Raw genomic sequence first — 26566 nt, 5'->3', positions numbered from 1 at the left:
ACCATCAGCACCGGTATCCCCTTTGTCACCTTTTAAGCCGGTCGCGAAATCAGCAGGTGTTTTGTTTTCATTGCCCGGAATCGCTTTATAAATCTCATAAGATGATTTACCATCAGCACCAGTATCCCCTTTGTCACCCTTCAAGCCGGTTGCGAAATCAGCAGGTGTTTTATTCTCATTGCCTGGGATTGCTTTATAAATCTCATAGGACGATTTACCATCAGCACCAGTATCCCCTTTTTTACCATTAATATTTGTCCAGACCCCAAGTAATGGATTATACAACCAGGCCCCACTGTCATTTGTGACCATGCTAGTGCCAGTTGCCGGCCCACCAGGATTTCCAGGAATTCCTGGTGGGCCTGTTTTACCAGACTGATCTTCAATAGAGACAGGCTGACCTTTACTGCCTTTTACGGCAATCCACTTAGTCCCATCATTGTAATAAATTCCTGGTTGAACATCATTATTAGTTACGGTATTGTAAACCATCATACCGGCAACATGAGTTGCTAAGGGAGAAGGACTTGTAGTTAAAGTCAAAGAAACACGAGCATGTAACAAGCCCTTGTTATTACTTTCTAACTCCAACAGCGCATCTTTATACGCTATTTTACTGCCAGATACACTACCATCTTTGATTTTTTGTTGAGCTGCTGCCCCAAACGAGAACACTAGTAAGGGCAAACATAAGAGAAGTTTGTTTTTCATTAATTTAGCTATTTGTAAAACTTAAACTATAAACCTGCCTCTTACTGAAAATTGCAAATCTTACTTTGCCAATAAAAAGCGTTAAGGTAGACAGAATGAACATTCGTGATAATTTATATTCAGGAAGCATTCATTTAGTCACCTGTAACAAAGGTGCTCAAGGAAAGTATCTGTTTAAAAAAAACGGCTACGCACATCTACGCACATTTTTCAACAGACTCAAAAACAACTACTTAAATAAAAAACAGAAGGATAAATATGAATACAAGATGACAACAAAGCTAGAGTAGCTATCCAGGAATGTTAAAATGAACTGATTTACAGCTACGACATAATTTACCACTAAAGCTTAACAGTTTAAATCAACATCAATCATCCAAAGAAATTCGGATTCCACAAATACATAATTAAGAGGGATTTGGTGCTTTCAAAAGCAAAACACAGGAGCAAGCACTCCCGGAAGCAAATAATACAACCTAGACCATTGACATCCAGATATTCAAATCAACCTCAGAGGAAACATTCAGTTTCTTACGAATTCTGAATTTTTTACTTTCCACTGCCCTTACCGATTGACGGGTATAACGGGCTATTTCCTTAGTTTCAAAATTCAAACGCAATAAGGCGCACAGTTCAAGCTCAGTAGCGACCAGTTTAGGACATATTGCTAATAATTTCTTTATAAATAAGGAATCAAACTCTTTAAACTTAACAAAGAAACAAGGATCATTTGTCATCGCTAAATGAACGATATATTTAAGCTCTTCAGCATCGGATTTTGGCAGGCCTGACTGTTCTTTAAGCAGGAACATTTTTTCATTTAACAAACATTCCAGTTCGGTTTTATCTAATTGCTCCTTCTTAAATTTTTTAAAGAAAGTAAGGTACCCTGTGAAAGATAAAATGAAAAACACCAAAACTACAGCCAGAACAAGAATAAAAATCATCATTCTTACCGACTGCTTTTGCTCATCCACCCGCTTGATGCTATTCATTGAGGTTTGAATAGAAGACTTCTCTGCTTTGGCTATGCTGTCAGACACAAGGTTGAACTTATTCAAGTAAAAGGTTGCAGAATCCTGTTTTTTCATCTCTGCATAACTATTCCATAAACCTTCATAAGCATTCCTAACCAAATAGCTGTTATTATGGGCAATAGCTGTCTTCCTACCCTTATTGAAGCATTCAATTGCTTGTGTGTAGTCTTTCTTTTTAAGATACACCCATGCCAGACTATTGTAACCAAGACTCAGTACTACATTATTTTTATCTCTGATTCCTAACTGAATTGCTTCTTTTAAAAAACGACTGGCTAAGTCAAACTGGTGAAAAAGAGACAACGTTGCGCCATAGTTATGTGCCGCGATCCCTAGTCCATTTTTATACTTACTTTTTTCACTAATCTTTTTAAACGCTCCATAAGCCAGCTTATTAAAAAGAATTAAAGAGTCTTTTAAAGAATCAGACTCCTGATAATTGACACCCAAATTTGTATAAATATGGCCAAGACGGTAAAATTTCTCATCCACATCCGGTACTTTCTCTGCATACGCTTTAGCAGCTATCAAGGTCATTTTACCCTCAGAGAGAAAACCAATTTTAGTGAAACAATATCCCTTTATAGTAGTCAGGTGAGCTAATGCAGAAAAGTTATTTAATTCATGTGCCAGAACTTCAGCAGAATCAATAAACTTCAGGCTCGCCTTCCAGTTGCCAGTATCCATTGACTTTGCTGCCATAACACTCAGGGACCTGAGCATCCCCCTTTTGTAAGCTAACTTTTCAGAAGTAGCATAAGCTTGTTGTGCCAGCTTTATAGCATCCGGAGGATTATCTGTTTGATCTGCTTTGAGAACCAACTGTTCTATTTTTTCAAAAGAGTTTTGTGCGAATGCTGGGGTAAAATAGCCTGACAGACTAACCAACAAAACAATTCTTAGGATCATTGTGAACATGGAAATTTATGTTTAAAATTAAAAATTCAGCACTGAAACTGTTCCTAAAACACTCCCGATACCCTCATGAAATACCAACCTAAACCATTGACATCCATATATTCAAATCTACATCAGATGAAACATTCAGTTTCTTGCGAATTCTGAATTTTTTACTTTCCACTGCCCTTACCGATTGACGGGTATAACGCGCTATTTCTTTAGTTTCAAAATTCAAACGCAATAAGGCGCACAGTTCAAGCTCTGTGGCGACCAATTTAGGACATATTGCTAATAATTTCTTTATAAATAAGGAATCAAACTCTTTAAACTTAACAAAGAAACAGGGATCATTTGTCATCGCCAAATGAACTATATATTTAAGCTCCTCAGCATCGGATTTTGGCAGACCAGACTGTTCCTGAAGCAGGAACATTTTTTCATTTAACAAACACTCCAGTTCTGTTTTATCTAATTGCACCTTCTTAAATTTTTTAAAGAAAGTGAGGTACCCTGTGAACGATAAAATAAAAAGGACTAAAACTACAGCAAGAACAAAAATAAAGATCATTTTTTTATAGTACTGCTTTTGCTCATCCACCCGCTTTATACTTTCCATTGACGTTTGTATGGAAGACTTCTCCGTTTTGGCTAAACTGTCAGACATAAGTTTCGCCTTACCCAAAAAAAGTGTTGAAGAATCCTGTTTCTTCAGCGCTGCGTAACTATTCCCAAGGCCCTCATAAGCATCCCTGGTCAGATAATCGTTATTATGAGTTATAGCAGCGCTCAAGGATTTATGATAGTAATCAATTGATTTACTGTAGTCCTTCTTTCTGAAAAACATCTTCCCCATGCTATTATAAGCAAGACCCAGTATGACTAGATTTTGCCCTTTGATTCCTAACCGAATTGCTTCCTGTAAATAATAGCTGGCAGAGTCAAACCGCCGAAAAAGAGACAAGGTTGCGCCATAGTTATGTGCTGCGATCCCTAATGCATTTTGATACCTGTATTTTCCACTAACCTTTTTAAATGAGGTATAAGCCAGCTTATTATAAAAAATCAAAGAATCTTTTAATGTACCGGATTCTTCATAATTGACACCCAAATTTGTATATACAAGACCAAGACGATAAAATCTTTCATCCGGATTCGGGATGCGCTGTGAATAGGTTTCAGCTTCTAACAGGACCGCTTTGCCCTCGGAAAAAAAACCTATTTTAGTAAAACTATATCCTTTTATCGTATTCAGGTGAGCTAATCCACCTATGTCATTTATTTCATTTGCTAAGATTACGCCAGTATCAATAAGCACGAGACTACCTTTCCAGTCACCAAGATCCATTGTCTTTGATGCCATAATCCTTAAAGCCCAGACCATACATTGCTTGCAATTTAATTTTTTAGCCGTAAAATATCCCTGCTGTGCCAACTTTAGCGCATCGCGGGAATTAGGCATCTGATCTGCTTTAACTAGCAGTGCTTTTACCTTCCCGGGAGAATCATTTGCGAATCCTGGTGTAAAATAGCCTAACAGCCAAATTAACAAAACAGACCTCAGGATCATTGTGATCATAAGTGATTAGATTTAATACATATATTTAGCTCAAAACATCCTATAAAATTATCTGTCCAGGAACATCAGACCCATTTTATTCCAAAATGTTTTGACTAAAATAATAATTAATTATTTAACAAATGAGACCGGAAGGCCGTCAGTTCTGTTCATTTTTAATTTACTTTAATTAGAATATTTTATAATTAAAGTACACTAATTAATTGACAATAAGGTTAGCAACGTCCTAAAAAGAGTATTCAGCAGAGAATCTATATGGCTAAAGAAAAAAGCACCCTGCTGTAAGCGTATTTTAGAGTTTTGGCTCATTGATCAACCCTATCTAATTTATATTAGCAATCTTTGGGAAAATCTGTATCAAAAACCGTTGGTTGTCTGCTTCATTCTCTGTGCGCCCAACGCCTCCCCAACCATTACCTGAAATCTGAAGGTCAATCAGGTTCTTATATTCCGTGGATTCAAAATCAATGTTTTGATTGTACTTCCAATAAGCCCAAAGACTTAAAGCCCGCTTATAACTCAAATCGTAATTGTGGTTCAGCGAGTTCGAATATTTATCCTTTGAGGCATAGCCTGAGATCACCAGGATATAAGAAATGTTTTTCATCCCGGGATCACTATCCTTCTTCCGCTTTAACCCATCAATCACCATTTTCAGTTTTTGTCCGGCATCACGAATCTTAACCCGGGTATAGACCGGGTTAATCAGGTCTGCATTAGAAACAATACTGGACTTATCCGGATTAAACTTAACATCGAAGGCCAGTTTATACCGGTTATACTCCTCTTCAAATTTAAAAAGCATCGTATCTCTTTTTAAAGGTTCAAGGTTCGCTTCAACCGTTTCAATAATTTTAAGTTTCTCTTCCAATACCGTATTTTTCCGCTTTAGCTCCACATATGTGAGTACATACAGTACCAGCATGATAAAGAATAAACTGGTCATGAGATCGGCAAAACTCGGCCAGAAGAAATCGTTTTTACCTTTCATTAAGCTTGTAGTTTATGGAAGATTTTCTTAAAAAACGGTTTCCTTACATCACTTTCAATCCGCTGTAAGGTTAGGTTGGAAGTGGTCATACTGGAATTCAATTCCAGAACCTGACTGTATAATTTCTCCGTACCAGCATGGCTGTTCTTCATCGCTTTCACCTCGTTTAAAAGCGCTTCCAGATGTTTTAGATAGTCCAGACTAGATTTTTTCTCTTCCATAACCTCTCCTACAGACTTCGCCTGATCCGCAAAAGATACTTTCAGGTCATTGGAGAAAGCCTCAAATAAAGCTTTGCTATCGATGTTTCTGGAAACTGCTTCCAGACTCAATGCCTCACTGGAATGCTGTAATGAAGTATTTAACTGGTTGAAAGTATCCTGTATGCTAAAGCTAATCTTCACGATAGCCTCATCCACTTTAGCTTTGTGAGTCTCCAGATCATTAAAGTGGCTGGACAAGAAATGAACCAGCTTTTTGTTGTCGTTGAGGTTTTCCTGAATCGTCATCGCGATACTTTCAAAATTCCCGGTTCGCTGTAGTAATTGCGTAGATTGTTCTGTTAGCTTGTACGAATTTTCGATATACCCATTGATGTTACTAAACAGGGAATTGAATTTACCAAACTGGGCCATGGATGTTCTCATCTCCCTGAGAACATCCACATTGTATTGAGTAATCTCCCCCACTTTGGAGCTGTCCATCAGCTCAAGCAATTGTTTTTGCATCAGAATCGAATCATAATTCTTATCAAATACCGTAGATAACCTATCCAGATTCGTATCAAACTTCTCATTGAACTTGAACAGATTGCGTTGCAAAGAATCAAATGTTGCATTCATTCCCTGATTTAAAGAAGGCAAAAGCTCTACCTGAATCATGGTATAGAAATCATTTTTCTTGGATTCCAGCTTATATTTCGAGCCCTTAAAGGTAACAGCCGAATTATAAATCGTTAATAACAGTCCAACGAAACTTGCGATCATCGCCACCTTAACACTACCAAGCAAAATACTAATCCCCTTCCCTATGGCATCGGCTGATTCAGTAGCTCCTCCGCCAATCACACTAGACATGCTAAAAATACCAATAACTACGCCCAACATCGTACCCATCAAGCCCAGATAAAGCGGCGTTGATAAGGTTAAATTAACCTCTTCCTCTACCGTATCTGTATTCCTTTCCACGATATCCTTAATCAGGCTGAAATCTGCAACCGAATGCCTGTTGCGCAAAAGGTATTTATTAAGAGAATTTAAAATATTGTTGAACACCACACTCTTATTATTTGCACTTTCGACCAGTTTTATTTTGATCATCGTTTCCTCAGCAGGCTCCTCTTCCTGGTCTGCATATTCCAGATCCAGCTTTTCAGGGCCTTTTGCGATCTCAAAAATGTCAGCCCTGCTCGAAAAACTGTTTACCTGCCGCTCTGTAAGTTTCAGATCGGCAATGTAGATACTGGATATTTCAGCGATGGAATGGTTAAACTCAGCTATCTTTTTCCTTGTTCTGAAAAAGAAAACAAACTGGCCGGCCAGAATCACCGCGAAGGCCATATACTCTATAATTTCTAAAATCATCCCTAAACGTATTTTATTTGAGCCTTCTGAACCAGTAGCCATTTATTGTCAACCAGCTGAACTCTGCCCATTTTCCCTTTATAAATCATCACTTTTTTTGCACCAGCGTATTTTCCTTCCATTTCCTCTGCAACACTTAGGATTAAGTCATTTCTATTGTGGAGTGCCATGCTTATGGAAGAACTGTCTTCGCAAAACTCAAATAAGGCATCGGTATCGGAGGTCAGCTTAAACCGGTAGATACTTGCCCCTTCCAAAAAGGAAGTTTTGCCATCAACTTTCCGGAATGAACCATCGGATAATGGACTTGGGAAATATAAATAACTGGTAGCATGCGGTTCCTTAACCAGCGTTGATTCCTGCTCTTCAAAAGGATCAGCGTTATGTTTTATCCCAGTGGGTACGGAAACCGATTCTTTTAAATCAGCCAGCTCAACTTCCAATTTAGCCATCTGAATTTCAGCTGCTTTTAGCCTGTCTTTATACACTGAAATATCCGCACTAAGCTTTGCTACCAATGCGCTGGACTCTATAATTATATTATTTAAATGTTTATCTTCTGATGGAGTATTATTCATTTTTCGATTTCTCTTTTTATTTCTTTGCTGCTTAATAAGCCAAATCAAAAGGACAAGCACAGCACCACTTAAAAAGAACACCCCATACTGTAGGTAAGCCTTTTTATCAAAAAAGCTTGATTTGTTCTTTTTTACCGCAGGTTTCTCCGCAGGAACCACCGGAACCGTTTTGCTTTCCACCACAGTTGCGGTATCGGAAATTTGCTTCGTAGTATCTCTTTTTAAAGAGTCCTGAACTGCTGGAACTGCGGAACCTGTTGCGCTTTGAACTTTAGTGGTATCCCTGGCGTTTACATTTATAAAAAATAATCCGCATAGTAAAAATGGCAGGATGGTTTTTGATCTTTTCAACATTATGCTTCCACCTCCACAACAGCCAGTTCATTAATTAATTGCTGGATGGTTTCCACAATAGGAACGAAAAACAAAGTCTCAGATAATTCGGCTGCGACGCTTACTGCTCCCCCTTCCATGGAATTGTTAAAAGCGATCCCGGCCAATAAGTATTGTTTTAAATGTTTGTTGGCAATGTCCTTGAAAACAGAGATCGACTGGTACGAAACCCCGAATTGATCCTCACAATCAAACGCCACCAGTAGTTCAGCAAAATATTGGTTAAATCGCTGTACCTCTTCCACAATTTCATCCTGGATATCCCCATTAGCAGCATCTGCATACGTCAGGTTCCTGAATCCTGAAGAGGTTACACAACTCAGTATTTGCTTAATATCCTTGACATTGGTTTCAGCTGCTCCCTGAAGTGAATGCACGATGCTTCCTTTGGCAGTAATGGCTTTGGGGATGGCATCTTCTACACTGATTTTCAGATCAGTATCAGGATAGGTATCCAGTTCATAGACAAAAGCAAAAATAGCTTTGGTAAACTCACTGATCCTTTTTTTATTCGAAGAGATGATACTCAGAATCTTTGAACCATTGCCACTAAAAATAAGGTCAATCGGAAGCGCCTGCTTATTAGCTCTCATCAACTTTGCAATATGATAGATCTTAGCGGCATAGAAATACAGGAAAACAATCTTTAGCTCTGTATCATCAAATAGTTTCTTGTTAAAATCTAACGCAGCTTTTTCCTTAATTTCCACGTTATTGACCAATGAAAACAAGAAAGCATGGTAATCCGAAGACTTTTGACTGGCATAGATATAATCAGACATGCTCTTTAAACCTGAATTTTCCTGTTCTAAAAGTGCATCAAACTTACCCTTATACTTCTGAACCATTTTATTCGTCTGCCCATTCCCAAATTCACTAAAACCATCTCCGAAAATCGTATTTCCAGCAAAGCGATAGGAAGAAACCATTTTAGGTACATTATTAAGATAGACCACCACATCGGATGTACCTCCGCCAATATCCATCAGCACACTTGTTCCATAACCCTTACCGTTTAAGGCATTGCTATTGCTCGTAAAATAATAGTAGGGTGCTAAAGACTCAGATAACCTGGTGGTCTGCTCCTTTTCATTGATATATTTTGTAAAGAGTCCGTCCCAATATTCGCTCAATTTATCTTTTCTAACCGTAGACATACTGATTGGATAAGTCCAGACGATTTTGGTAGCCGGCAAATTCCCGCCATTTAGCAATACCTTGCTCCTGATCATGAGTATAATCTGCTCCAGAAAAGCCTCAATCCGATCTGCATTGTTCGGATCCTTGCTATCCCATTTCAAATTAGTAAAGAACTTACTGTTAAAATCCAGTTCTTTTTCGAACGCAAAGGGAATATTAAAGTCCAGCAACGCTTTCCCTGCAGTAATTGGAACATGCATTTTACTCTGTGAAAGTGCCGTACGGATGGGGAAATTAAAAGCTGAATCCGCTTTGATAAACTTCGGAATAAATTCCTTCGTGATAGCGTTCCTGATGTCAAGCGCATTTGTTCCGGAAAAGTTATGTTCTACTTCATCCGAACACAGTGATACCGCCTGAATATCCTCCAGGCCGATATGGAAAGGCTGAGGTGCCGAACCATTTATCGAATACTCAATATGGGTATTGGTGGTTCCAAAATCTACTCCAAAAGTAAACTGGTCTCCTGTGTTATGATTGCTATCCCATTTAGGGATCACAATTCCCTTTCCAAACTTACTATCGATCTGGATATAATCGAACGCAGATTCCATGGCATAATACTTAGTCGTCACTTTTGCAAAGTCGCCTTTAACCTTTCTCCCTCTATTTCTCTCCGCCTTCACCTCCAGTGGAGTTTTACTGCTATCGCTATAAAAGGACAACTTATAATCGATATCAAATAAATTCCCTACGATATTTCTATCTACCAATTGCAGGTTATAAAAGGGCTTAACCCCATGATCGTGCCTGATAAAAGGGAAAAGCGTGAGTCCAACTTGTTGCTCCACAATACCACCCTTATTTTGAGCTTGATCGGCAACACTGTCATTATAATAAATCCGCTCAAAAACGATGAAATCATCGCCGTTTTTAATCGGAATCTGTAATAAAACACGTACGCCACCTTTTAATCCTTCCTCAATCAAAATATGAGGCTTACCCGGGCCGGCATCCAAAAGATCGGCAACATTAAAAAACTCAAAAAACAGGGGCTTGATTGGCAACAGGTAACTCTTGGTTTGATCTTCGTTAGCTAGTTTAAGATTCCCGTCAAAATAACGCGCAGCATCAATCGGATACACCAACCTGATTAAATTATCCTCCAGAAAATCGCCATAACTTAAATAAGGATACTTAATATTTAAGCCCGGTAAAGTCCTTTGACTCAGCGAATCTGTATCCTGATATTTCACCTGTGTTTTAGATTCCCAATTGCCATTTACATATTTATAAGGCTTATTGAAATTATTCTGAAGCACCAAAGGCTTCTTAACCTGGCTATACTTGGAGGAATAAATGACAAAGTCACTTTCATCCACCGGAATCTTTGAAGCATCGAGGGTCTTTAAATTTACGCCCAGAACTTCTACAATCTGCCCCACTGATCTGGTTTGTAAACTGGAATAGCTGGCACTAAGCTCCGAAAGGTTTAAGGTATTCAATGTGCTAAAGAGCGTAGGGTTAAGTTTACCCACAAGCTCCAGACTCTTATTCAGGTACTCCCTTACCGCAGCCATTTTTTCGGTTAAAATAACGTTGCTTTTGAAAAGCCAATGGATGTACTTTTGAAAATTCTCGTCTCTTTCATGCAAAGGCACGATATCCTTAAAGAACACCTTCCCTTTTGTACTTTTCAGATTCAGGTTTGCACTATCATTTGCTGTATTAAAAAACAAGGTTAAAGGGGAAGTGCCGCCAATAACTTTATGGTTATACCTGATGATATAAATGTTATCCATCAGCTCAAAATTGAACGATTTTTTGTCCTGTCTCAGGTACATTTCCAAAACATCACCGAGCTTCTGATGTCCCTGGTTTGGGCTTTTCTTCAGCTTATCCAGCTGTTCCGCTTTATTCCAGGCAATGATCTCTAATTTATCCTTATAATTATCGTAGAAAAACAACAGCTCTGCAAGATCAAAACACTGAGATACCGTTCTTTCATCTTCCTTGCTGGCAATCACCCGTTCTCCCCTTTGGAAAAAGCTTAAATCCGGACTTTCCCCAATATTATAAAAGGACTTTCTAACCATATCCATTCTTGCAAATGGACTGGGAATAGCTGTTGGTGCATTTAAAGCATGTCCACCTTCCGGATCAGGAATACCTGAGATTTCTTTTGTACCGAAGGGTGCCGAATCAAACCAATCCTCACCAGAATTTTTTGTAAAACCTAAACTTATAGTCATCTCTTAAACTTTTTGGTATCCGTATTTTTCTTGTGAAATATTCTCTGTTGTGGTATAAAACAGGTTGATCAATTTTTGCTCTGCTGATACGTAGGTAACATCCCTAACCAGCCTGTTTAACTTCATATCATAGCTATCATAATCGAAACTACTCACCAGGAATTTTTTGGCGATAAACCTGCCGTTAACCAATGTCATCAGATCCGCATCCAGATTAAAGGGCTTAAAGGACCTGGAATTGTTTTGAAGTTCATTTAGCCAATCGGAATACTGCTTTAAAAATCCGCTCAGATTAGAAGAGAAAAACTGACTGTTCTTAAATTGCTTGTCAATTGCAGGAGGACTGGTAGACCAGGTCTTGTTTTCAATCGCCTGATCCAGATGGACATTCAGGTACTTATTAAACAACGTAAACTGGGTTAAACATTTACCCAGACGCTGACTTGAACCATCACCAAGATGACCAAAAAACAATTGTTGGAGGTCTTCTTTAATCCCATATTCCCTAAACCTGGTACGCTCAGGTTTGCCATTCTCAGTAAGCAAATCATCAGTATTCAGGTTCATAAAATCAAGGATAGACATGGCCCCTGCCAACTCCACGAAGTGGGCATCATTTTTCTGTCCATTGTTTCCAGGATCATTTTCATACGCCTTTCCCACATAATCATCACCGATATAATACATCGCATTGAGGTCGTCATTCACATTGTTCCGGTAATAATCCAGTGCAGCTTTTGTTTTCTCTACAAAATCAGACTTATTGATCGGGCTGTTTTCGTCCACAGCAATATTAAAATACGGCATTACCGTTAACGCGCCAATGGAAGCATCCCTCAGGAATCCTGCATTGCTAATTCCAGATTGCTCATTCGCATCGCGGATACTCTTCAATATCGTTGGAAAGCCAGCTGCACCGGTTCCACCGAAAATAGAACTGATGATGAAAACACGGTCTTCCCTACCGAAGTTATTGGCGAAGGTTTTAAACTCTTCTGAATGTTTAAACTGGTTCAGGACTACACTGCCTACGTTTGGATTTCCAACAAAACCGATGTCCATTGGAATGTCCAGCAGGTTAACGGGATCCTTCGCATGGTTGATCGTTTTCCCGGAGAAAATCAAATCAGCCAGGGCCATATTCTCCTCATCCAGGGAGTTATAAGAGAAATAATCTTTGAACTTCGTAGATTCTACGTCCTTCAGCTTAAAAGTATAAGTTCCTCCCAGCCCGAGTTTCTGATCCAGGGATTGTAAGGTAGAGACCTTGGTTCCAAAGAAACCATTGTCGGAGCCCACCTTTTCCGTGATCTTCTGATAGTTATTTAAAGTAGCCACTGTCCTTTTCAAATCCTCGTTATCCTTATGGGGATCGATGATGATGGGAACAATTTCGAAGTTATTGCTGGATTTCATTCCAGCAGCCAATAGCATAGTCAAAGACTTGATCACTCTGGAACCAGTCCCGCCTATGCCGAAAATAAATAGTTTAGCCATGATAATTAATAGTTAAGGTTTCCAAAAAGTGGTTAATCTGGCATTTGTACTGAAGTTTCTCGGAAAAGGAAAAGAGGTTAGCAATGCGAAAACAACTAAGCTCCAGCAGGCATTGGCAATTCCAAAAAGCATCAGATCACCAGCGCCAAAATGAAGGTCCTCACAAGCCGGAACGGTGCCGGGGATAGTATAAGCAATTCCGAAATTTAGCGCTGCAGCAATAGCAGCAGTCATCCACCAGGATGCTTTTGAACTGAACTTTGAGGTAAACTTATCGATGATCAGATACATCAGGATAAACAAGCCCAGGTTAACAAATACCATGATCAGGAAAACCTGAAGGTATAAGTCTGTACCTATAAACCCAGTGCAGAGCTCATCCCATCCTTTTAAATGGGTTCCCAGATTACTATGGTAACCAAACCACTCATAAATCATTGCAATAAAATCTGTCATATTATTTGTTAATTTTAATTTTGATGTCGGTTATGATGTTCTGATTTGCATTCGGATAATAGCTAAATGCCTGAGAAACTCCGTTTACGAGATACTTTAAACCGAAGGTTTTTGCCTGCTCTGCCTGATCGGTTTTGATCTTTGAATCGTCGGTTGAACTGTAGCTATTTACCCAGGATGGAACTTTGTCCAGAACTTTGATGCTCAATTCTTCCTTTTGCAGTCTTTTTGTTTTGAGGCTCAGTAGGTGACTAAAGCCGGATAGCGAAGGTGTTTTCTCCTCAATTGGCGTCAAAGGCCTTACCGTAAGGCTATAATTTGGATTACTTAGCTGATACACCCCGGGATCAGTAAAGAACTTTAATCCCCTGATGTTGTTCCTGAAATTAACGGCGACACTAAAGCCAAACTCTCCCTTTTTAGCTTCCGCATTCTCGAGCTCATCAGATTTCACAGGTGTAAAATCCCCGATTTGACCTTTGTTTACCACTATTTTATAGGATACCGGTTCGGTATGCTGCGTACTCTTAAATACAGCCTGATTTAACAGGTGGCTATCGGATTGATTGATGATCTGTCTGTTTAGCACCTCCTTTACCTGATCTTCTGTCCCGATAAACCAGATATAATAAGGGCGATCCATTGCTAAAGGAATCGTGTTCAGCTTATGGTCATAATAGTACCCCTGAAAATAGGCTTTCATTTGAAAAATCACCAGGGCCAGATTCTGCGCGGTTAACTTACTCACTAAGGCATCTTTTACCGCAACCTGCTGAAGTTGAAGATAACTGAGTGCATCTTTCCCCTTTGGTGGGGAGAAAACGAAATCAGAGATTAATATGGAAGGGTTATGCTGATCCGTCCTGGAAAGTACATTTTTGAGGATATCCGCAATATCAGAGGTTCCCTGCTTCCCACCCATTTTCTTAAATGCGGCCGGACTTAGGCCGGTACTAAACGATTGAATATTATTCCCCGGCATTTTAATCACATTGCTGTTGATATAATGCAGGTTTAGTGTACTTGCCCCCTGTTTAACATTAACCAACATATTGTACAGCGAACTCTTGAGATCAGCTTGAGAAACATAGCCATTCATACTATAGGAGTTTTCAAAGAATACATTGACGTTAAAGGGCCTGGCCTTTGCCTTTACCACTGGATTCCAAATCCTGACCTGCTTATTTTTTTTAGTGCAATAAGTTTGTAGATATTGATAAAATGCGGCTGCATCTTTAAATTTATTGTATTTGCTATCCTTTACAACTTTAGCATGTAAGTCTGTAAATTCTTCTTTTGTAATGACCCGATCATCAGTAATCTCCTCGATTTCCTCCTGGAGGTCTAAACTTGAACAACCAGAAACAGCGGTTGCGAACAAGGTGAGCAGCGTTAAGCTTAATGCTTTATTTTTCATTATGAATTGGTGATTTTATCCTTTACCCTGGCGTCGTCTAGTCTGGCCAGCACTGCTGTTAAACTACTTACATGCTTATAAAGGTCATCTACACTTTCCAATTCGTATTTAATTTCCTTTTTGTTTTCATCCAGTACAGCCAGATATTTCTTGTTGTTCAGGTATAATCTACAGATGGTCTTCCGGTTGTTATCATCCAATAAAATCGCGAAATAAGACAGTGCATCCCGGTAAGTAATCCTTTTAGGGTCAATGGTTTCTCTAAGAATAGATTTCACAATAAAAAAGCCTTCGATCTCTTCTTCGGTGGTTACGATACCTGATTCTGGTTCTGCAGCAATGAGTTCTTCGATTTTCACCGCTTCTGCTACATCTTTTTCTTTTTCCTGATTTAAGGCCAGTTTCAGGCGGTCATTGATGGCATCACTAATCAATTGATTAAAAGAGCGCTTAATGATTGGTGCAAACTGTTCTTTCACTCTAGCAGTGATCACCTTTGGATATACCTGCTTGGTAAAGTAAGTGATGAAGCCATCTGATGGCTCTGCAATCTCCTGATGAAGCAAAGTTTTCAATTCATTTAAATACTTTAGTTCACTTGCGGTATTGGTAATATTATCCACATCGAAATATGACTTATGGAATTTTTTCAACTCGGCAATCTCTGTCTCTTTGATTTCGGTTAATTTGAATTCGAAGAATGGAGTGCTGTCCATTTTATTCTTTTCAACCAGGTCGGTATAGAAACGATAAACCAAACCGTTTGTCAGCAAGCCAAACTTGGCGGTGGTGGTATGGAAGTATCGGAACAATTGCGAATTGTGTGGGTCCAGATTCTCCATATGGTGTTTACACTCAATTAAAATGGTGGGTTCAGCATCCTTCATAATCGCATAATCCACTTTCTCCCCTTTTTTAATGCCCAGATCGGCAACATATTCAGGGTTAACTTCAAATGGGTTGAACACATCATATCCCATGATCTGGATAAATGGCATCACCAAAGCATTTTTTGTTGCCTCTTCTGTTTGTATCTGGGGCAACATCTTCTCTACCCGAGATGCCAGTTGCGCTATTTGATCTTTAAAATCCATTCCGCTGTTTATTTTTTAGAGTTTCATGCAGATCAACCGATAACAGGTCAATCTTTCATTTGATCAAAAATAGAGAGTAACGGAGTGGTAATTTTACGGGAACCCGTATTCAGAAAAGATATTTCAAAGGCCATAGTTTATGGCCTTGAGTTTATGTTATTGCACCAAAAATCACGTTCTGCACCAGTTTTCTTTGTTTTCCCATTGCTTCAGTCTCCCTTCAGGATGATCACCATATGCTGATTTATTCTCTTCATCATTCAACCATGGTTTCTTAATGGTTGATTAATCCTTCATAGGTCTAATTGACCTTTTAACCATGGATTGAGGATGGTTAGAGATTGTATTTAAATTTAATAGGTCTTGAATTTTTATCAAAATCAACAAGAGCAGAGACCGAAATAATGACTACATTAACCAGCGGTAACAAGCTGCTTACCAATAAACAACAACACTATGGGAAGTTTACAAAATGGACTGTTTGGTGGATTTAACGGCCGGGTAGGCAACTTAGTAGGCTATGAGCTGAACGGCAAAAACGTCATCAGGACGATTGGTCATAGTACCAGGCCCCTCAGTCCTGCCAGAAAGATCAATTGCGACCGCATGACCATCGTAAACAAGTTTCTCCGCCCTATCAGTTCTTTTATTAAAGTCGGCTTTAGGCTAAAAGTGGTAGGTACGGATAGAAACTTCTATAATGAAGCTGTTTCCTACAATAAAAAACACGCTGTAACAGGTGTATATCCTGATGCGGAACTTGATTATCCTAAGGCAATGTTGAGTATGGGGACACTTTTGAAAGCAGAAAAACCGTCCATACAGTTTGTAGAGGGAGCAATTGAATTTAGCTGGGAAGTTCCTGCCGATCTACCCTGGAAAAATCAAAAAGACCGGGCCATGGTATTACTCTACTGGCCGGACCAGAATCAGCACACGCGTATCCTCAGTGGTTCCCACAGAAAGGATGGAAAACAAATGGTGCAGATTGATGGCAATCTGGCAAATGAACGCGTAGAGGCTTATATTTCCTTTATCAATGATGATGCAACGGAAATTTCGGATAGTGTACACGCGGGAAGTATTGCAAAGCAAACGCAGAAAACTGTACCTCCTGTAGCAAAGTCAGCTTCCACTGAAAAAGTAGCGAAAACTGATAAAAAAGAACTGAACACCGACAAAAAGCACTTTAAAAGTAAAATAAACCCAGTCATCAACACTAAAACTATTGCCAGAATCAAACTGAATTCCTACGTAAATATTAAGAATAAACCCGATATTCCGACCGGATTTAAACCGAAGAAAACAAACCCTGATTACCTGGAATGACCTCAAAAAATCAGCTCCTTAAAAAGAGATTTACCTATGCCTTATTAATCCTTATCGTAATCGCCGCGGGACTCCTTTCCAGGAAAACGACGCTGGTGCCATTATTTGTGGGCGATTTATTATATGCGGTCATGATGTTTTGTGGCATCAGGTTCCTGCTTATTAAATCAGGTTATCAAAAGATAGCCATCATCAGTTTAGCGGTATGTTATGGAATAGAACTTGCTCAACTTTATCAGGCGCCATGGATCAATCAGCTCAGAAGTACGACTTTAGGCGCGTTGGTTTTAGGACGTGGATTTCTGTGGAGCGACATGGTTGCTTATACAGCAGGGATCGCTATCTGTGTTTTTATAGGCTTATACAAAGTACATTTTCAGTTCTACAGAAAGGGCGAGTAAAAGGTTCAGCTGGTGCTGTAATGTGCCTTCGTTATCGTTGTATTCTTCTTCAATTTTATCGGCATGAACTACTTTATTGATCATTCCCAGATTCAGTTTGCTGCTGTGCTGTACACAATATTCCATATTGCTTAAAGCTTCCACCAGGATCCCTAAGCCCGCATCCTGTTGTAGATTTTGCTTTGCAGACAGCGATAAAGAGGCAATGATGGAGTTGATCCGGTAACTGAGGATTTGAATGGCATAGATCCCATGCATATCCAGTTCCTTGCTATTTGGCTCCAAATGCATGTATTGCAGCGTTTCTGAAAATTTAGCCAGCTGGATATAGCTGTTTTTCCGCGCTAGTTTTGAGGCTGTAACGCCAGGTTCTGTACCCGAAAGTTCGGCTTTTACTTTAAAAAGGTAATGGCTATTGGCTTCCAGAATATTCGAAATCAGCGTTTTCAAACCCTTAATCTCCCATATTGGGAAAAGGAATGCCGCAAGAAAAGCAATTGCACAACCCAAAATCGTATAGATCACGCGTTCCATAATGACATGATCACTATGTCCGTCGTAAATGCTCAGGCAAAGGATCACCATGGCGGTAATACAGACCACACTGACCGAATACCGGATGCGGTTAAAAGTGAAAAATCCAAGTAGCAGGAATGCCGATATAATGAGCAAGGCAGCGGTCTGATGAATGATTAACAGTAAAATAATGCCGATCACTGCACCTATTAAAGTGCCGGATAAGCGTTCCACATTCCGCTTCCAGGTCAGTCCGAATCTGGGTTTTGCGACAATAACAATGGTGAGTAGCAGCCAGTAACTGTATTTACCTATAGGAAAAACCAGGGTAATCAGGTAGGCGAAAAAACACAACAAGGCCAGTCGCAGGGAGAACCTGAATACCGGGGCATGGAAAGAAAAGTATGGTTTGATGGCGCTGAACTTCAACAGCTGAGGGGATAAAAAACCGGCATAATCGATGTCTTCCTCTGCCTCCAGATTGTCAGGGATAGCAGATAAGGGTTGATCCTGCTTGATCACCTGGATGTGTAATACGATACCTTCCAGGTTTTTTAATACTTTAAGTATGATGTGCGCATTCGTTTCATCTGTAGCCTGCGAAAGTTTGGTCAGTTCCACACGGGCCTGTTCAAATTTAACCAGTCGCTGGGCCGATTGCGTTTTATTTGGCCTTAAGAACACCCCGCTGAGTACCTGTAACTCTTCTGCCAGGGTTTCTATCAGTTCAATGATCAGCTGTAAGGCGCCGGTTTTATCCAGGCTCTTTCTCACATAGGCATAGTCATAATGGATGGCCGTTACCTGCTCATAGAGGTCGATTACGCTGACAGCCGTCCGCAGCAGTTGTTGTCCGCGTTCATTGCTGGGTTTCATGGCCCTTTTATCACTCAGTAACAGGTTCCTGACCAGCTCCTGCTTTTCGCTCACTTTAATGTGTAAAGCAATCGTTTCACTATAACATTCTTCCAGATTTACTTCCGGATCATAGTAACGGGCTTTAGATTTCAGGAAGACCGAAGTTGCGGTAATACACTCAAAAATGGCCTGATGTAAGGAACGGTATGGCCAGATGACAATCTGAATCAGGCTGATCAGGTAATACCAATATCCACCAAGCAGCACATACCAGCTAAATAATAAGGGGTTTACCGGATGTAAGCCAAGGGTAAAAATCCCGAGGATAATGGCCATCGTTCCGATCAATGCCATTCTGCTTCCAAACATCGCCAGCATAGAAAACACGAAGCTGAGCAGGAAAATACTTCCGGCAGTAAGCCATGGATTTCCCAGGGAAGAAGAAATGATCAGGGCGGTAAAAAAGAAGGATATGATACTGATGATCGCACTTTTAAATTTGTTGGCCCTGTTTCCTGGCGCGTCCGTCAGACTGATCAGCAAAGCACCCACACCTACCCCAATGGCCATATTTGGCTGATGGTAAAAGAACAACAGGGCAAAAGGAAGAATTATCGTGATGGTGTTCCGCAAGGCATCGGTAAAGTATTCTCCGTACACTAAACTGATCAACCTGGCTTTTATGCGATCCCATTTCACCAAATCCTTACTAAACATATTGCGCTATGAATTTATTATTTCGCCGCAAAATTATTGTAAATAAAGCTAATGTGGTTGAAATTGTCCCTATTTATTCTTCTACCCTCGTCTAAAGGCATTTGAGGCCGCTCCAATTCCTACTGCTATTGATCATCTAAGGTTTTCAGGAAGGCGACAATGCTGTTTATTTCCTTTTTACTCAGATTTAAGAGATCCGGCGATAAAGTCTGGTTCTCTAGTTTAATTCCTATCCCGGCACCGCCCCCACGGTTGTAAAAATCCAGCACCTCTTCTAAGGTTTTATAGACACCATTATGCATATACGGTGCCGTTTTAGCAATATTACGCAGCGTAGTGGTTTTGAATGCATATTTATACTGAGGGTAAGGGTTTAAGGTAAAACGACCAGGGTCTTTGTCAATTTTAGCATTTGCAGTATCCGCTTTAGCAGGTACACCCAATACTTCGGCCTCGCTTTTCTCAAACAATGGCGATTGCGTCCCGTTAAAAAGTGGTGCAAAATGACAACTGCCACACTTCGCCTTGCCCATAAACAAGTTAAAACCGGCTTTCTCTTCTTCGTTTAACTTCGTATGATCTCCCTGCATATACTGATCCAGGCGGGAAGAAAATGGCGCCAGAGAACGGATATAACTCGCTAAAGCATGTTGTATTTTCCATGGGTTTGCATTGGTGTTTTCTGCTCCGAAAGCTTTGGCGAAGGCCACTTTAAAAGTCTGGTTGTGGTTTATCCTTTTTGATGCCTCTTCCAAAGAACCATCCATTTCGTGCTTATTATGAACTACATCAAGTGCCTGATCTTCCAGTGTACCCGCTTTCAGGTCGTAGAAAAAACCACGTTGAAAACCTGCATAAGCCAGTGTAGGCGTATTTCTAAGGAGTGGAATCGTTTTTCCGGAAGCGTCTTTTTGCGTACTGCCCGCAGTAACGAGGCCATCAGAAAACGCTTTACCTTCATGGTGACAACTCACACAGCTTTTATTCCCGCCATTGGAAAGGATCGTACTGTTAAAAAGCAATTTGCCCAACGCCACCTTTTCATTTGAAATATACTCCGTATGATTACCTACAAACTTATTGACATTCAAGGCTTCTTTTTGAAACAAACTGATGGCGTCATCAGTCATGGCCGAAGCCCCCGAAACCACTTCAATACGATGATCCCTGCGCAATTGATCCATAGACTTACTGATCGGTTGCAGGTGTTTAGTCATAAAATCCAGGCGGTTAAAGGAATTGTAATCCGGAAATTGCTTCGTGTAACTGATGGCATTATCGATCATTTCGACCTGTTTATCGTTGTTTTTATATTGCTGGATCGTTCTTTTGATCCCCTGTAAAGCAGAAGCCGCTTCGGGTATAGAAGCCAATGCCGTTGGGTTGTCGAATCCGGTAATACCGAGACTGGCAATCCTGAATACCTCCAGCCTTAGCGCATCAAAGACCTGTGCATCGGTGATTTCGTATTGCGCATGGTATCTCCCCACGCGTTTTAGGTTCAACTGCATCTTCCGGACTTCATTGAGCAGCGCCTCCCTGTTTTCTTTGTTGGGCACTTCATAGATCAGTTCTTCCATCACCTGAAAACCTGTAGGTTCCTGGATCAGATTTTCACCGAGTTCTATTTCATCAATCGGGGCACCATTAATAAATACGGCAGTAGTCGGGAAGAAATACTCCATATAGTATTCTATCTTTTTATACTGATTTCTTGCCTTTAGGAAGCTTTGACGGAGCTTTTCTTCCTGCTGTTGTTGTATAGCGGGGAAAAACTCTTCATCTACAATTTGCTGAAGGCTGTCTAGTTCCTGATCAAAAACAGCCTTTACCTGGAGGCTTGGCGCAGGTTCTTTGGTGCTACAAAAAATAGAAAGTAGTGTGGTAATCGTGATTAGGATGGAAAAGATCAATGTCTTTTTTATTCCGGTCATAGGAGAAATTTGTTGAACAAAACATCCCTCCGCAGCGATGAAGCCGGAAGGGATGTTTTTAATAAGATAGCCAGATTTATTTTGCGATACCGCGAACGATTACCACTTGTCCGCCTTCACTGTTATTGGTTAAGCGGGTGGTTCCGCCATCAGCATTTTTGAATTTAGCATCAGTCCAGGTATGTGGGTGTAAGTTCAGCACAAATGTGTCTGGAATACCTGTCAGGGACGACACATCGTACATCGCGCCATATTCCCATGAGCTGGTGCGCTGATCATTTGAAGGATTGTATTTTGCGTTGAAAGCCGTTTCTGTTCTACGGTGGTTCATTTGCAACATCGGTTTTAACGTTTTTGCAGCCATCGAGAACTGCCAGATCGTACCATCATGGTCGTTCTTTTTGTAGTAAGAATCGCCATCTTCCTGGATGTAAACAAAGTTCTCCGTTACACAAAGGTTGTCCGGGTTCACAATGCTTTTTCCTGGATTATCGTTACCATCTACCGCAACAGCTAGTTTACCTTTTAAAGGGTTATTTGGATCCAGTACCAATTTATACACACGGCCCCACATGGTTTTACCACTTACCGCAGTCTCTTTATCTGCCTGACTAACGCCTGTTGCCGTGAAGTACACTTCGCGACCATTAGCAGCGCTACCTTTTCTGTAGTCGATATCTTCTACACGTGCCAGCATTAATGCCTTTTTATCAATCGTTTGTTGTTGTAACTGTGCGCCAGTAGCACTTTTCACATTATCAAGTTCTACAAATTCCACGTCATAATCCTGGCCTTTAGACATATTGGTTTCAATAGGATCATTGTTACTGCGTTTCATCACGTATAACTTACCGCTGTTTAAATCGCCCTGGGTATTCGACAAATACATCGCCAGCTGTCCGTCAGTTTCATCTTCACCGATCAGGACTACCGTTTTACCTGCATAAGCACCTTTTGGAAGTGGCACTGCATTTTCTGCGCTCCATTTTCCTAATGCACTTAAAGTACGTTGACTGTTTTTCTTGTCAGCAGGCGCTAAAGGGTCAATGGCATGGATCATAGATTCAGAACCACTTTCTCCGGCAGTCAGAAATGTAGCTTTAGCAAAGCCATGTTCTTCAGGTGTGGCCAGTGTAGCAGAGCATAAACGCGTCATACCGCCATCCGAATCTACAATGTACTCGCCTTTTACAGGTTTGAAGTTTTTATCCAGATATACCCTGGATACAGATTGCAGGATCTCATGGTTGTTGATCATAATAAAACCTTCCCCTTCCGGGTTTCTTATAATTCCGGCACCATCAGGTTGGGCACCGAAAATGAAGCCTGGAGATTCAGGAAGTACATCATCACTGCTGATCAGGGTGGTGATCTTCAGGTTTTCGAAACCACTCATTGTTTTTAATAAGGAAGGGTTAACAGAAAAATCCTTTAAATCAATCAGGTCTGCGACAGCGGCAATACCATCTGTATTGCTCTTTTTACAAGCAGAGACAGCGATTGCAGTGGCCACAAAAGCTGCGATAGCAAAAGATAATGTTTTGGTTTTAAGTAGGGTTGTTTTCATTGATTTGATTTGTTTTTCGACAGCAAACCTACCCTTCTCATGTTGTGAGAGATTTAACATGATGTTAAATGAAGCATCAAAAACATCCAATTCAGATCAACATACTGTTAAATACGGTCTGATTTTGCAGTATTCTATTTAGCCCATCACTTAACAGGCAAAAAAAAAGGCAATATCCAACCAGGGCCCTAATTAAATTAAGGCCCTGGTTAAATATTTAAAACTGAATTCTTATGCTTTCTTTAGCACCAGGCGCTGATAGCGCGGCAAGAAAATGAGGCTGGAATAAGCCATCATTACATAAATCGGGGTATTACCACCTATAAAAAGGCTGGTAATGAAACAGGCAAGGCCTGTAAAAAGAATAGTATTCGATAGATTTTTGTTAGCTGTTGTTTTTCTCATAATACAATTGTTATACTTATAACGTTGGTTTTAAGGATATGTTTGTTTTTGATTTAAAAAGGAGGGATTTCTGACAATTCAGGCGCAAAGCCTATTCGCGAGTATTGACAACCAAAAACAAAAGGGTAGCAGTATTCAGTTTTTTTCCTAATTTAGTGATGATGAAAATTCTAGCGGTGCTCATGGTCATTTGTTTTGTGGGGTTATCTTACCTCTCTATTGCAGCAAGTAACTGCGGGGAACATACTGAGCAAGAAATTTCAGCAGAGAAAGATCATCATCCACATGAAGAAGCGGAGGAAGATTGTGCAACTTCCTGCTTAAGCTATTGCTGTTCAAGCACAGTTATCTTACAGGAATTAACGTATGCTCATGTTTCTACCCCGGTTTATGAAACGCAGGAATCTCCTCCTTACTATAAATTCTATTGCATAGAACCTTCTTTCTCTATCTGGCAACCGCCAAAATCAGCTTAAACATTTCTTTCCTGAATAAATTACCCATTTAAGAACCATACGGCATACTTCCGTTCTGGCTTATCTGCGCTATTCCCCTAATTTACGAACCCTAAAAACTTAAAATAATGTTTAAAATCTTATTAATTGCTGTATTATTTTGTGCAGCTATCCAAACTAAATCAATTGCTCAAGAGTTGAAATCAGTGGCTGATACCACCATTACAATTAAAGTGAAAGGAATCACCTGTGGTAACGATTTAAAAACTTTATCGGAAAATGTGAAGGTATTAAAAGGCGTCACCGACTGTAAACCGGGTAAGGCAGGGCCGGTTTCTGCTTTCACGATTTCATTCAACCCGACCCTGGTAGATACAAAAAAAATATACCAGGCCATTGAAAACACAGGTGGTTGCAGCGATCCTAAGGAAAAGCCCTATAAAGTAAAGGCCAATTAACATGTATAAATATGTTATTTATTTAGGCTTACTTTCCCCTCTTGGAACTCTAGCACAAACGATTAAAGGAAAGGTTGTTGATGAAAATCAGCAACCAATTCCGCGTGCAACGATCGTCTGGTTACAAGAGAAAAAGGGAGTTACGACTAATGCTACAGGTCAATTTTCTATAGACAAATTGCCCGGCAACCACAAGCTTGTTGCCAGCCATAGCGGTTACCAAAAGGACACGATTGAGCTGGGCAATACGGATACGGTCTTGTTTATATTGAAAGAAAAGAACAATCTGAAAGAAGTAAGGGTGACTGCCGGAAAAGCAGGCACCCTACTTTCAAATTTAAGTCCGGTAAAAACAGAGATTCTGACTTCAACAGAGTTGAAAAAAGCGGCTTGTTGCGATCTGGCTGGTTGTTTTGAAACACAATCGACCGTACAACCACAAACCACCAATGTAATTACCAATGCCAAAGAGTTGCGGATTCTGGGTTTATCCGGGGTGTATAATCAAGTGTTGATTGATGGTTTTCCGATGATTCAGGGATTAACATTTACTTATGGTATTAGCGGGATCCCCGGCACGCTGGTAGAGAACATTCACATTTCTAAAGGCGCCAACAGCGTATTGCAAGGCTATGAAAGTATCAGTGGCCAGATTAATGTGGAAACGAAAAAACCCAATCCCTCAGAAAAGCTGTTTGCCAATATTTATGTGAATAGTTTTTTAGAAAAGCATTTGAATCTGAATACGAGTTTTAAAGCAGGCAAATGGAAAAGTCTGCTTGCCTTTCATACGGTACAACCTGCAAAAAAGACAGACCGGGATAACGACAATTTCCTTGATCTCCCCTTACTGACCAGATATATGGTATTGAATAAATGGAAACTGGGTCTTGAAAAGGACTGGGGATGGAGCGCTGAATTTGCTTTGCGCTACCTGCATGAAAACCGTGTTGGCGGACAAACATTCTTTGATGCGGATAGAGATAAAGGAAGCGATACGGTATATGGCAATACGGTTTCTTTAAATCAACCTGAAATGTGGGCTAAAACCAGCTACCGGTTTAACGACATCCATCGGGTCTCGGTTTATACTTCCGCCTTCCATCAAAATCAATCTTCTTATTTTGGGGCTTTATCCTACAAAGCAAAACAAAGTAATGCTTTTGTAAACCTACAGTATGAGCTTAGTAATACAGAAAATCATACCCTGAAAACCGGTATCAGTTTTAAAAGTCTCAACCTTAAGGAGGATATTCTATTTACCAGTACAATTATCCCCAGGACTTATGACGGAAACTATCGCCGCAATGAAAATGTGGCTGGTGTTTTCGCTGAAAACATGCTGACTTTCCTCGATGGCAAATTGACCTGGATTGCCGGAATCAGAGCGGATCACCACAACAAATTTGGTTGGTATGCGACACCCAGAACCTTGCTTAAATACGACCCGACCTCCACATTAACGCTACGCGGAAATATCGGAACCGGTTGGCGTACAGTTAATTTCTTCAGTGAAAACATTGGATTACTGGCGAGTTCCAGAGACATCCTTTTTCTAGAAGAACTTAAACCTGAGAAAGCATTAAACATGGGTGTTAATGTGACTCAAAAATTTGAATTCGGAGCTATTTCCGGCCATATCAGTATGGATTATTACCGCACTAATTTCCAAAACCAGATTTTCCCTGATTATGATACTGATCCTACCAAGGCATTTGTCAGGAATTTTACCGGTAAAAGTGTAAGTAATGGCTTCCAGACGGATCTTTTTATGAAGTTATTTAAACGGTATGAGTTTAAAGCAGGCTATAACTTTTTAGATGTCTACAGAATGAATAATGGGGTTAAAGAGGTATTACCTTTTAATGCCCGTCATAAAGTTTTAACGGCCTTTAGCTATAAGCCATTAACCAATAAGTTTCATGCGGATGTTAATGTACACTGGTTTGGGAAACAGCGGTTACCGGATACAAAACTGAACCCTGTACCCTACCAAAGGCCTGATTATTCAGAAAATTACACCACGGTAAATGGCCAGTTCACGTATGTATTTAAGGCTTTTGAAATCTATACGGGTTGCGAGAACATCTTCAACTTCCGTCAGCATCAACCGATCCTGAGTTGGCAAAACCCTTTTGGGCCTCAATTCGATACCTCATCAGTTTGGGGACCAACAAGAGGTCGGGAGTTTTATTTTGGAGTACGATTTAGTTTGATCTAGTATTGCTTTTGAGGACTGAAATTTTTGAAATGTATTAAGGGAGGAGGTACAAGTTTACCTCCTCCCTAATGCGTTATTGG

General features: G+C 40.1%; 19 protein-coding genes and 1 pseudogene. 5 read left to right on the top strand and 15 right to left on the bottom strand.

Annotated features, from left to right (window positions below; all coding sequences use genetic code 11):
* From R2Q66_RS21850 to R2Q66_RS21800, 11 genes and pseudogenes are all read right to left on the bottom strand, one after another.
* Positions 1-711 (bottom strand): annotated as a pseudogene (locus R2Q66_RS21850) (hypothetical protein); the annotation flags it as partial.
* A 476-nt stretch (positions 712-1187) separates the two neighbouring features.
* A complete protein-coding gene (locus R2Q66_RS21845) occupies positions 1188-2666 on the bottom strand; it encodes a hypothetical protein (RefSeq protein ID WP_316753234.1) in 1479 nt (492 codons plus the stop codon).
* A 79-nt stretch (positions 2667-2745) separates the two neighbouring features.
* Entirely contained in the window at positions 2746-4224 is a 1479-nt protein-coding gene (locus R2Q66_RS21840) for a hypothetical protein (RefSeq protein WP_316753232.1), read from the bottom strand.
* Positions 4225-4546: 322 nt separating this feature from the next.
* Positions 4547-5215: a hypothetical protein gene (locus R2Q66_RS21835; protein WP_316753230.1), complete on the bottom strand. Its 669-nt coding sequence runs from the start codon at positions 5213-5215 to the stop codon at positions 4547-4549.
* Complete coding sequence (locus R2Q66_RS21830) at positions 5215-6798, bottom strand: hypothetical protein (protein ID WP_316753228.1); 1584 nt, start codon at positions 6796-6798, stop codon at positions 5215-5217. The genes R2Q66_RS21835 and R2Q66_RS21830 overlap by 1 nt, the downstream gene beginning before the upstream one ends.
* A gap of 2 nt (positions 6799-6800) precedes the next feature.
* On the bottom strand, positions 6801-7730 hold the full coding sequence (locus tag R2Q66_RS21825) for a hypothetical protein (protein WP_316753226.1): 930 nt from the start codon (positions 7728-7730) through the stop codon (positions 6801-6803).
* Entirely contained in the window at positions 7730-11161 is a 3432-nt protein-coding gene (locus R2Q66_RS21820; RefSeq protein WP_316753224.1) for a hypothetical protein, read from the bottom strand. The genes R2Q66_RS21825 and R2Q66_RS21820 overlap by 1 nt, the downstream gene beginning before the upstream one ends.
* Positions 11162-11164: 3 nt before the next feature.
* Positions 11165-12658 (bottom strand): hypothetical protein, encoded by a 1494-nt coding sequence (locus tag R2Q66_RS21815; RefSeq protein ID WP_316753222.1) that lies wholly within the window; start codon positions 12656-12658, stop codon positions 11165-11167.
* Positions 12659-12670: 12 nt separating this feature from the next.
* Positions 12671-13114, bottom strand: a complete 444-nt coding sequence (locus R2Q66_RS21810; RefSeq protein WP_316753220.1) for a hypothetical protein — start codon at positions 13112-13114, stop codon at positions 12671-12673.
* A 1-nt stretch (position 13115) separates the two neighbouring features.
* On the bottom strand, positions 13116-14531 hold the full coding sequence (locus R2Q66_RS21805) for a hypothetical protein (protein WP_316753218.1): 1416 nt from the start codon (positions 14529-14531) through the stop codon (positions 13116-13118).
* Entirely contained in the window at positions 14531-15625 is a 1095-nt protein-coding gene (locus R2Q66_RS21800) for a type I restriction endonuclease (protein WP_316753216.1), read from the bottom strand. The genes R2Q66_RS21805 and R2Q66_RS21800 overlap by 1 nt, the downstream gene beginning before the upstream one ends.
* A 456-nt stretch (positions 15626-16081) precedes the next feature.
* On the opposite strand from R2Q66_RS21800, the gene R2Q66_RS21795 reads away from it, so the two are divergent.
* Both R2Q66_RS21795 and R2Q66_RS21790 read left to right on the top strand, forming a co-directional pair.
* The gene (locus tag R2Q66_RS21795) at positions 16082-16954 is read left to right on the top strand and encodes a DUF6266 family protein (RefSeq protein WP_316753214.1); all 873 of its coding nucleotides are present in this window, start codon (positions 16082-16084) and stop codon (positions 16952-16954) included.
* Positions 16951-17355 carry a DUF2809 domain-containing protein gene (locus R2Q66_RS21790; RefSeq protein WP_316753212.1) on the top strand — a complete coding sequence of 135 codons (405 nt, stop codon included), beginning with the start codon at positions 16951-16953 and terminating at the stop codon, positions 17353-17355. The genes R2Q66_RS21795 and R2Q66_RS21790 overlap by 4 nt, the downstream gene beginning before the upstream one ends.
* On the opposite strand, the gene R2Q66_RS21785 is transcribed toward R2Q66_RS21790, so the two are convergent.
* The 4 genes from R2Q66_RS21785 to R2Q66_RS21770 form a co-directional block, all read right to left on the bottom strand.
* Entirely contained in the window at positions 17314-19446 is a 2133-nt protein-coding gene (locus R2Q66_RS21785; protein WP_316753210.1) for an FUSC family protein, read from the bottom strand. The two genes, R2Q66_RS21790 and R2Q66_RS21785, sit on opposite strands and share 42 nt — an antisense overlap.
* Before the next feature lie 125 nt (positions 19447-19571).
* A complete protein-coding gene (locus tag R2Q66_RS21780) occupies positions 19572-21380 on the bottom strand; it encodes a cytochrome-c peroxidase (protein WP_316753209.1) in 1809 nt (602 codons plus the stop codon).
* 76 nt (positions 21381-21456) lie between these two features.
* Positions 21457-22947 (bottom strand): hypothetical protein, encoded by a 1491-nt coding sequence (locus R2Q66_RS21775; RefSeq protein ID WP_316753207.1) that lies wholly within the window; start codon positions 22945-22947, stop codon positions 21457-21459.
* A 231-nt stretch (positions 22948-23178) separates the two neighbouring features.
* Positions 23179-23352, bottom strand: a complete 174-nt coding sequence (locus R2Q66_RS21770; protein WP_316753205.1) for a hypothetical protein — start codon at positions 23350-23352, stop codon at positions 23179-23181.
* Between the two features lie 158 nt (positions 23353-23510).
* Here R2Q66_RS21770 and R2Q66_RS21765 point away from each other — a divergent pair, with 158 nt between their 5' ends.
* The 3 genes from R2Q66_RS21765 (at position 23511) to R2Q66_RS21755 (ending at position 26486) form a co-directional block, all read left to right on the top strand.
* Positions 23511-23828 (top strand): hypothetical protein, encoded by a 318-nt coding sequence (locus R2Q66_RS21765; protein WP_316753203.1) that lies wholly within the window; start codon positions 23511-23513, stop codon positions 23826-23828.
* Positions 23829-23935: 107 nt separating this feature from the next.
* Positions 23936-24265: a hypothetical protein gene (locus R2Q66_RS21760; protein ID WP_316753201.1), complete on the top strand. Its 330-nt coding sequence runs from the start codon at positions 23936-23938 to the stop codon at positions 24263-24265.
* A 1-nt stretch (position 24266) separates the two neighbouring features.
* A complete protein-coding gene (locus tag R2Q66_RS21755) occupies positions 24267-26486 on the top strand; it encodes a TonB-dependent receptor (protein WP_316753199.1) in 2220 nt (739 codons plus the stop codon).
* Positions 26487-26566 lie beyond the last annotated feature (80 nt).

Source organism: Pedobacter gandavensis (assembly GCF_032677645.1).
Classification (GTDB): domain Bacteria; phylum Bacteroidota; class Bacteroidia; order Sphingobacteriales; family Sphingobacteriaceae; genus Pedobacter; species Pedobacter gandavensis_A.
Note: the sequence above shows the minus strand (reverse complement) of the source record. Positions and strands in the feature narration are given on the sequence as shown.

Coding starts and splice junctions, on each gene's coding strand:
- R2Q66_RS21840 (WP_316753232.1), bottom strand. CDS start 4,224: ATGATCACAATGATCCTGAGGTCTGTTTTGTTAATTTGGCTGTTAGGC.
- R2Q66_RS21805 (WP_316753218.1), bottom strand. CDS start 14,531: ATGAAAAATAAAGCATTAAGCTTAACGCTGCTCACCTTGTTCGCAACC.
- R2Q66_RS21825 (WP_316753226.1), bottom strand. CDS start 7,730: ATGTTGAAAAGATCAAAAACCATCCTGCCATTTTTACTATGCGGATTA.
- R2Q66_RS21760 (WP_316753201.1), top strand. CDS start 23,936: ATGTTTAAAATCTTATTAATTGCTGTATTATTTTGTGCAGCTATCCAA.
- R2Q66_RS21795 (WP_316753214.1), top strand. CDS start 16,082: ATGGGAAGTTTACAAAATGGACTGTTTGGTGGATTTAACGGCCGGGTA.
- R2Q66_RS21815 (WP_316753222.1), bottom strand. CDS start 12,658: ATGGCTAAACTATTTATTTTCGGCATAGGCGGGACTGGTTCCAGAGTG.
- R2Q66_RS21810 (WP_316753220.1), bottom strand. CDS start 13,114: ATGACAGATTTTATTGCAATGATTTATGAGTGGTTTGGTTACCATAGT.
- R2Q66_RS21830 (WP_316753228.1), bottom strand. CDS start 6,798: ATGATTTTAGAAATTATAGAGTATATGGCCTTCGCGGTGATTCTGGCC.
- R2Q66_RS21800 (WP_316753216.1), bottom strand. CDS start 15,625: ATGGATTTTAAAGATCAAATAGCGCAACTGGCATCTCGGGTAGAGAAG.
- R2Q66_RS21780 (WP_316753209.1), bottom strand. CDS start 21,380: ATGACCGGAATAAAAAAGACATTGATCTTTTCCATCCTAATCACGATT.
- R2Q66_RS21765 (WP_316753203.1), top strand. CDS start 23,511: ATGATGAAAATTCTAGCGGTGCTCATGGTCATTTGTTTTGTGGGGTTA.
- R2Q66_RS21770 (WP_316753205.1), bottom strand. CDS start 23,352: ATGAGAAAAACAACAGCTAACAAAAATCTATCGAATACTATTCTTTTT.
- R2Q66_RS21790 (WP_316753212.1), top strand. CDS start 16,951: ATGACCTCAAAAAATCAGCTCCTTAAAAAGAGATTTACCTATGCCTTA.
- R2Q66_RS21845 (WP_316753234.1), bottom strand. CDS start 2,666: ATGTTCACAATGATCCTAAGAATTGTTTTGTTGGTTAGTCTGTCAGGC.
- R2Q66_RS21820 (WP_316753224.1), bottom strand. CDS start 11,161: ATGACTATAAGTTTAGGTTTTACAAAAAATTCTGGTGAGGATTGGTTT.
- R2Q66_RS21835 (WP_316753230.1), bottom strand. CDS start 5,215: ATGAAAGGTAAAAACGATTTCTTCTGGCCGAGTTTTGCCGATCTCATG.
- R2Q66_RS21775 (WP_316753207.1), bottom strand. CDS start 22,947: ATGAAAACAACCCTACTTAAAACCAAAACATTATCTTTTGCTATCGCA.
- R2Q66_RS21755 (WP_316753199.1), top strand. CDS start 24,267: ATGTATAAATATGTTATTTATTTAGGCTTACTTTCCCCTCTTGGAACT.
- R2Q66_RS21785 (WP_316753210.1), bottom strand. CDS start 19,446: ATGTTTAGTAAGGATTTGGTGAAATGGGATCGCATAAAAGCCAGGTTG.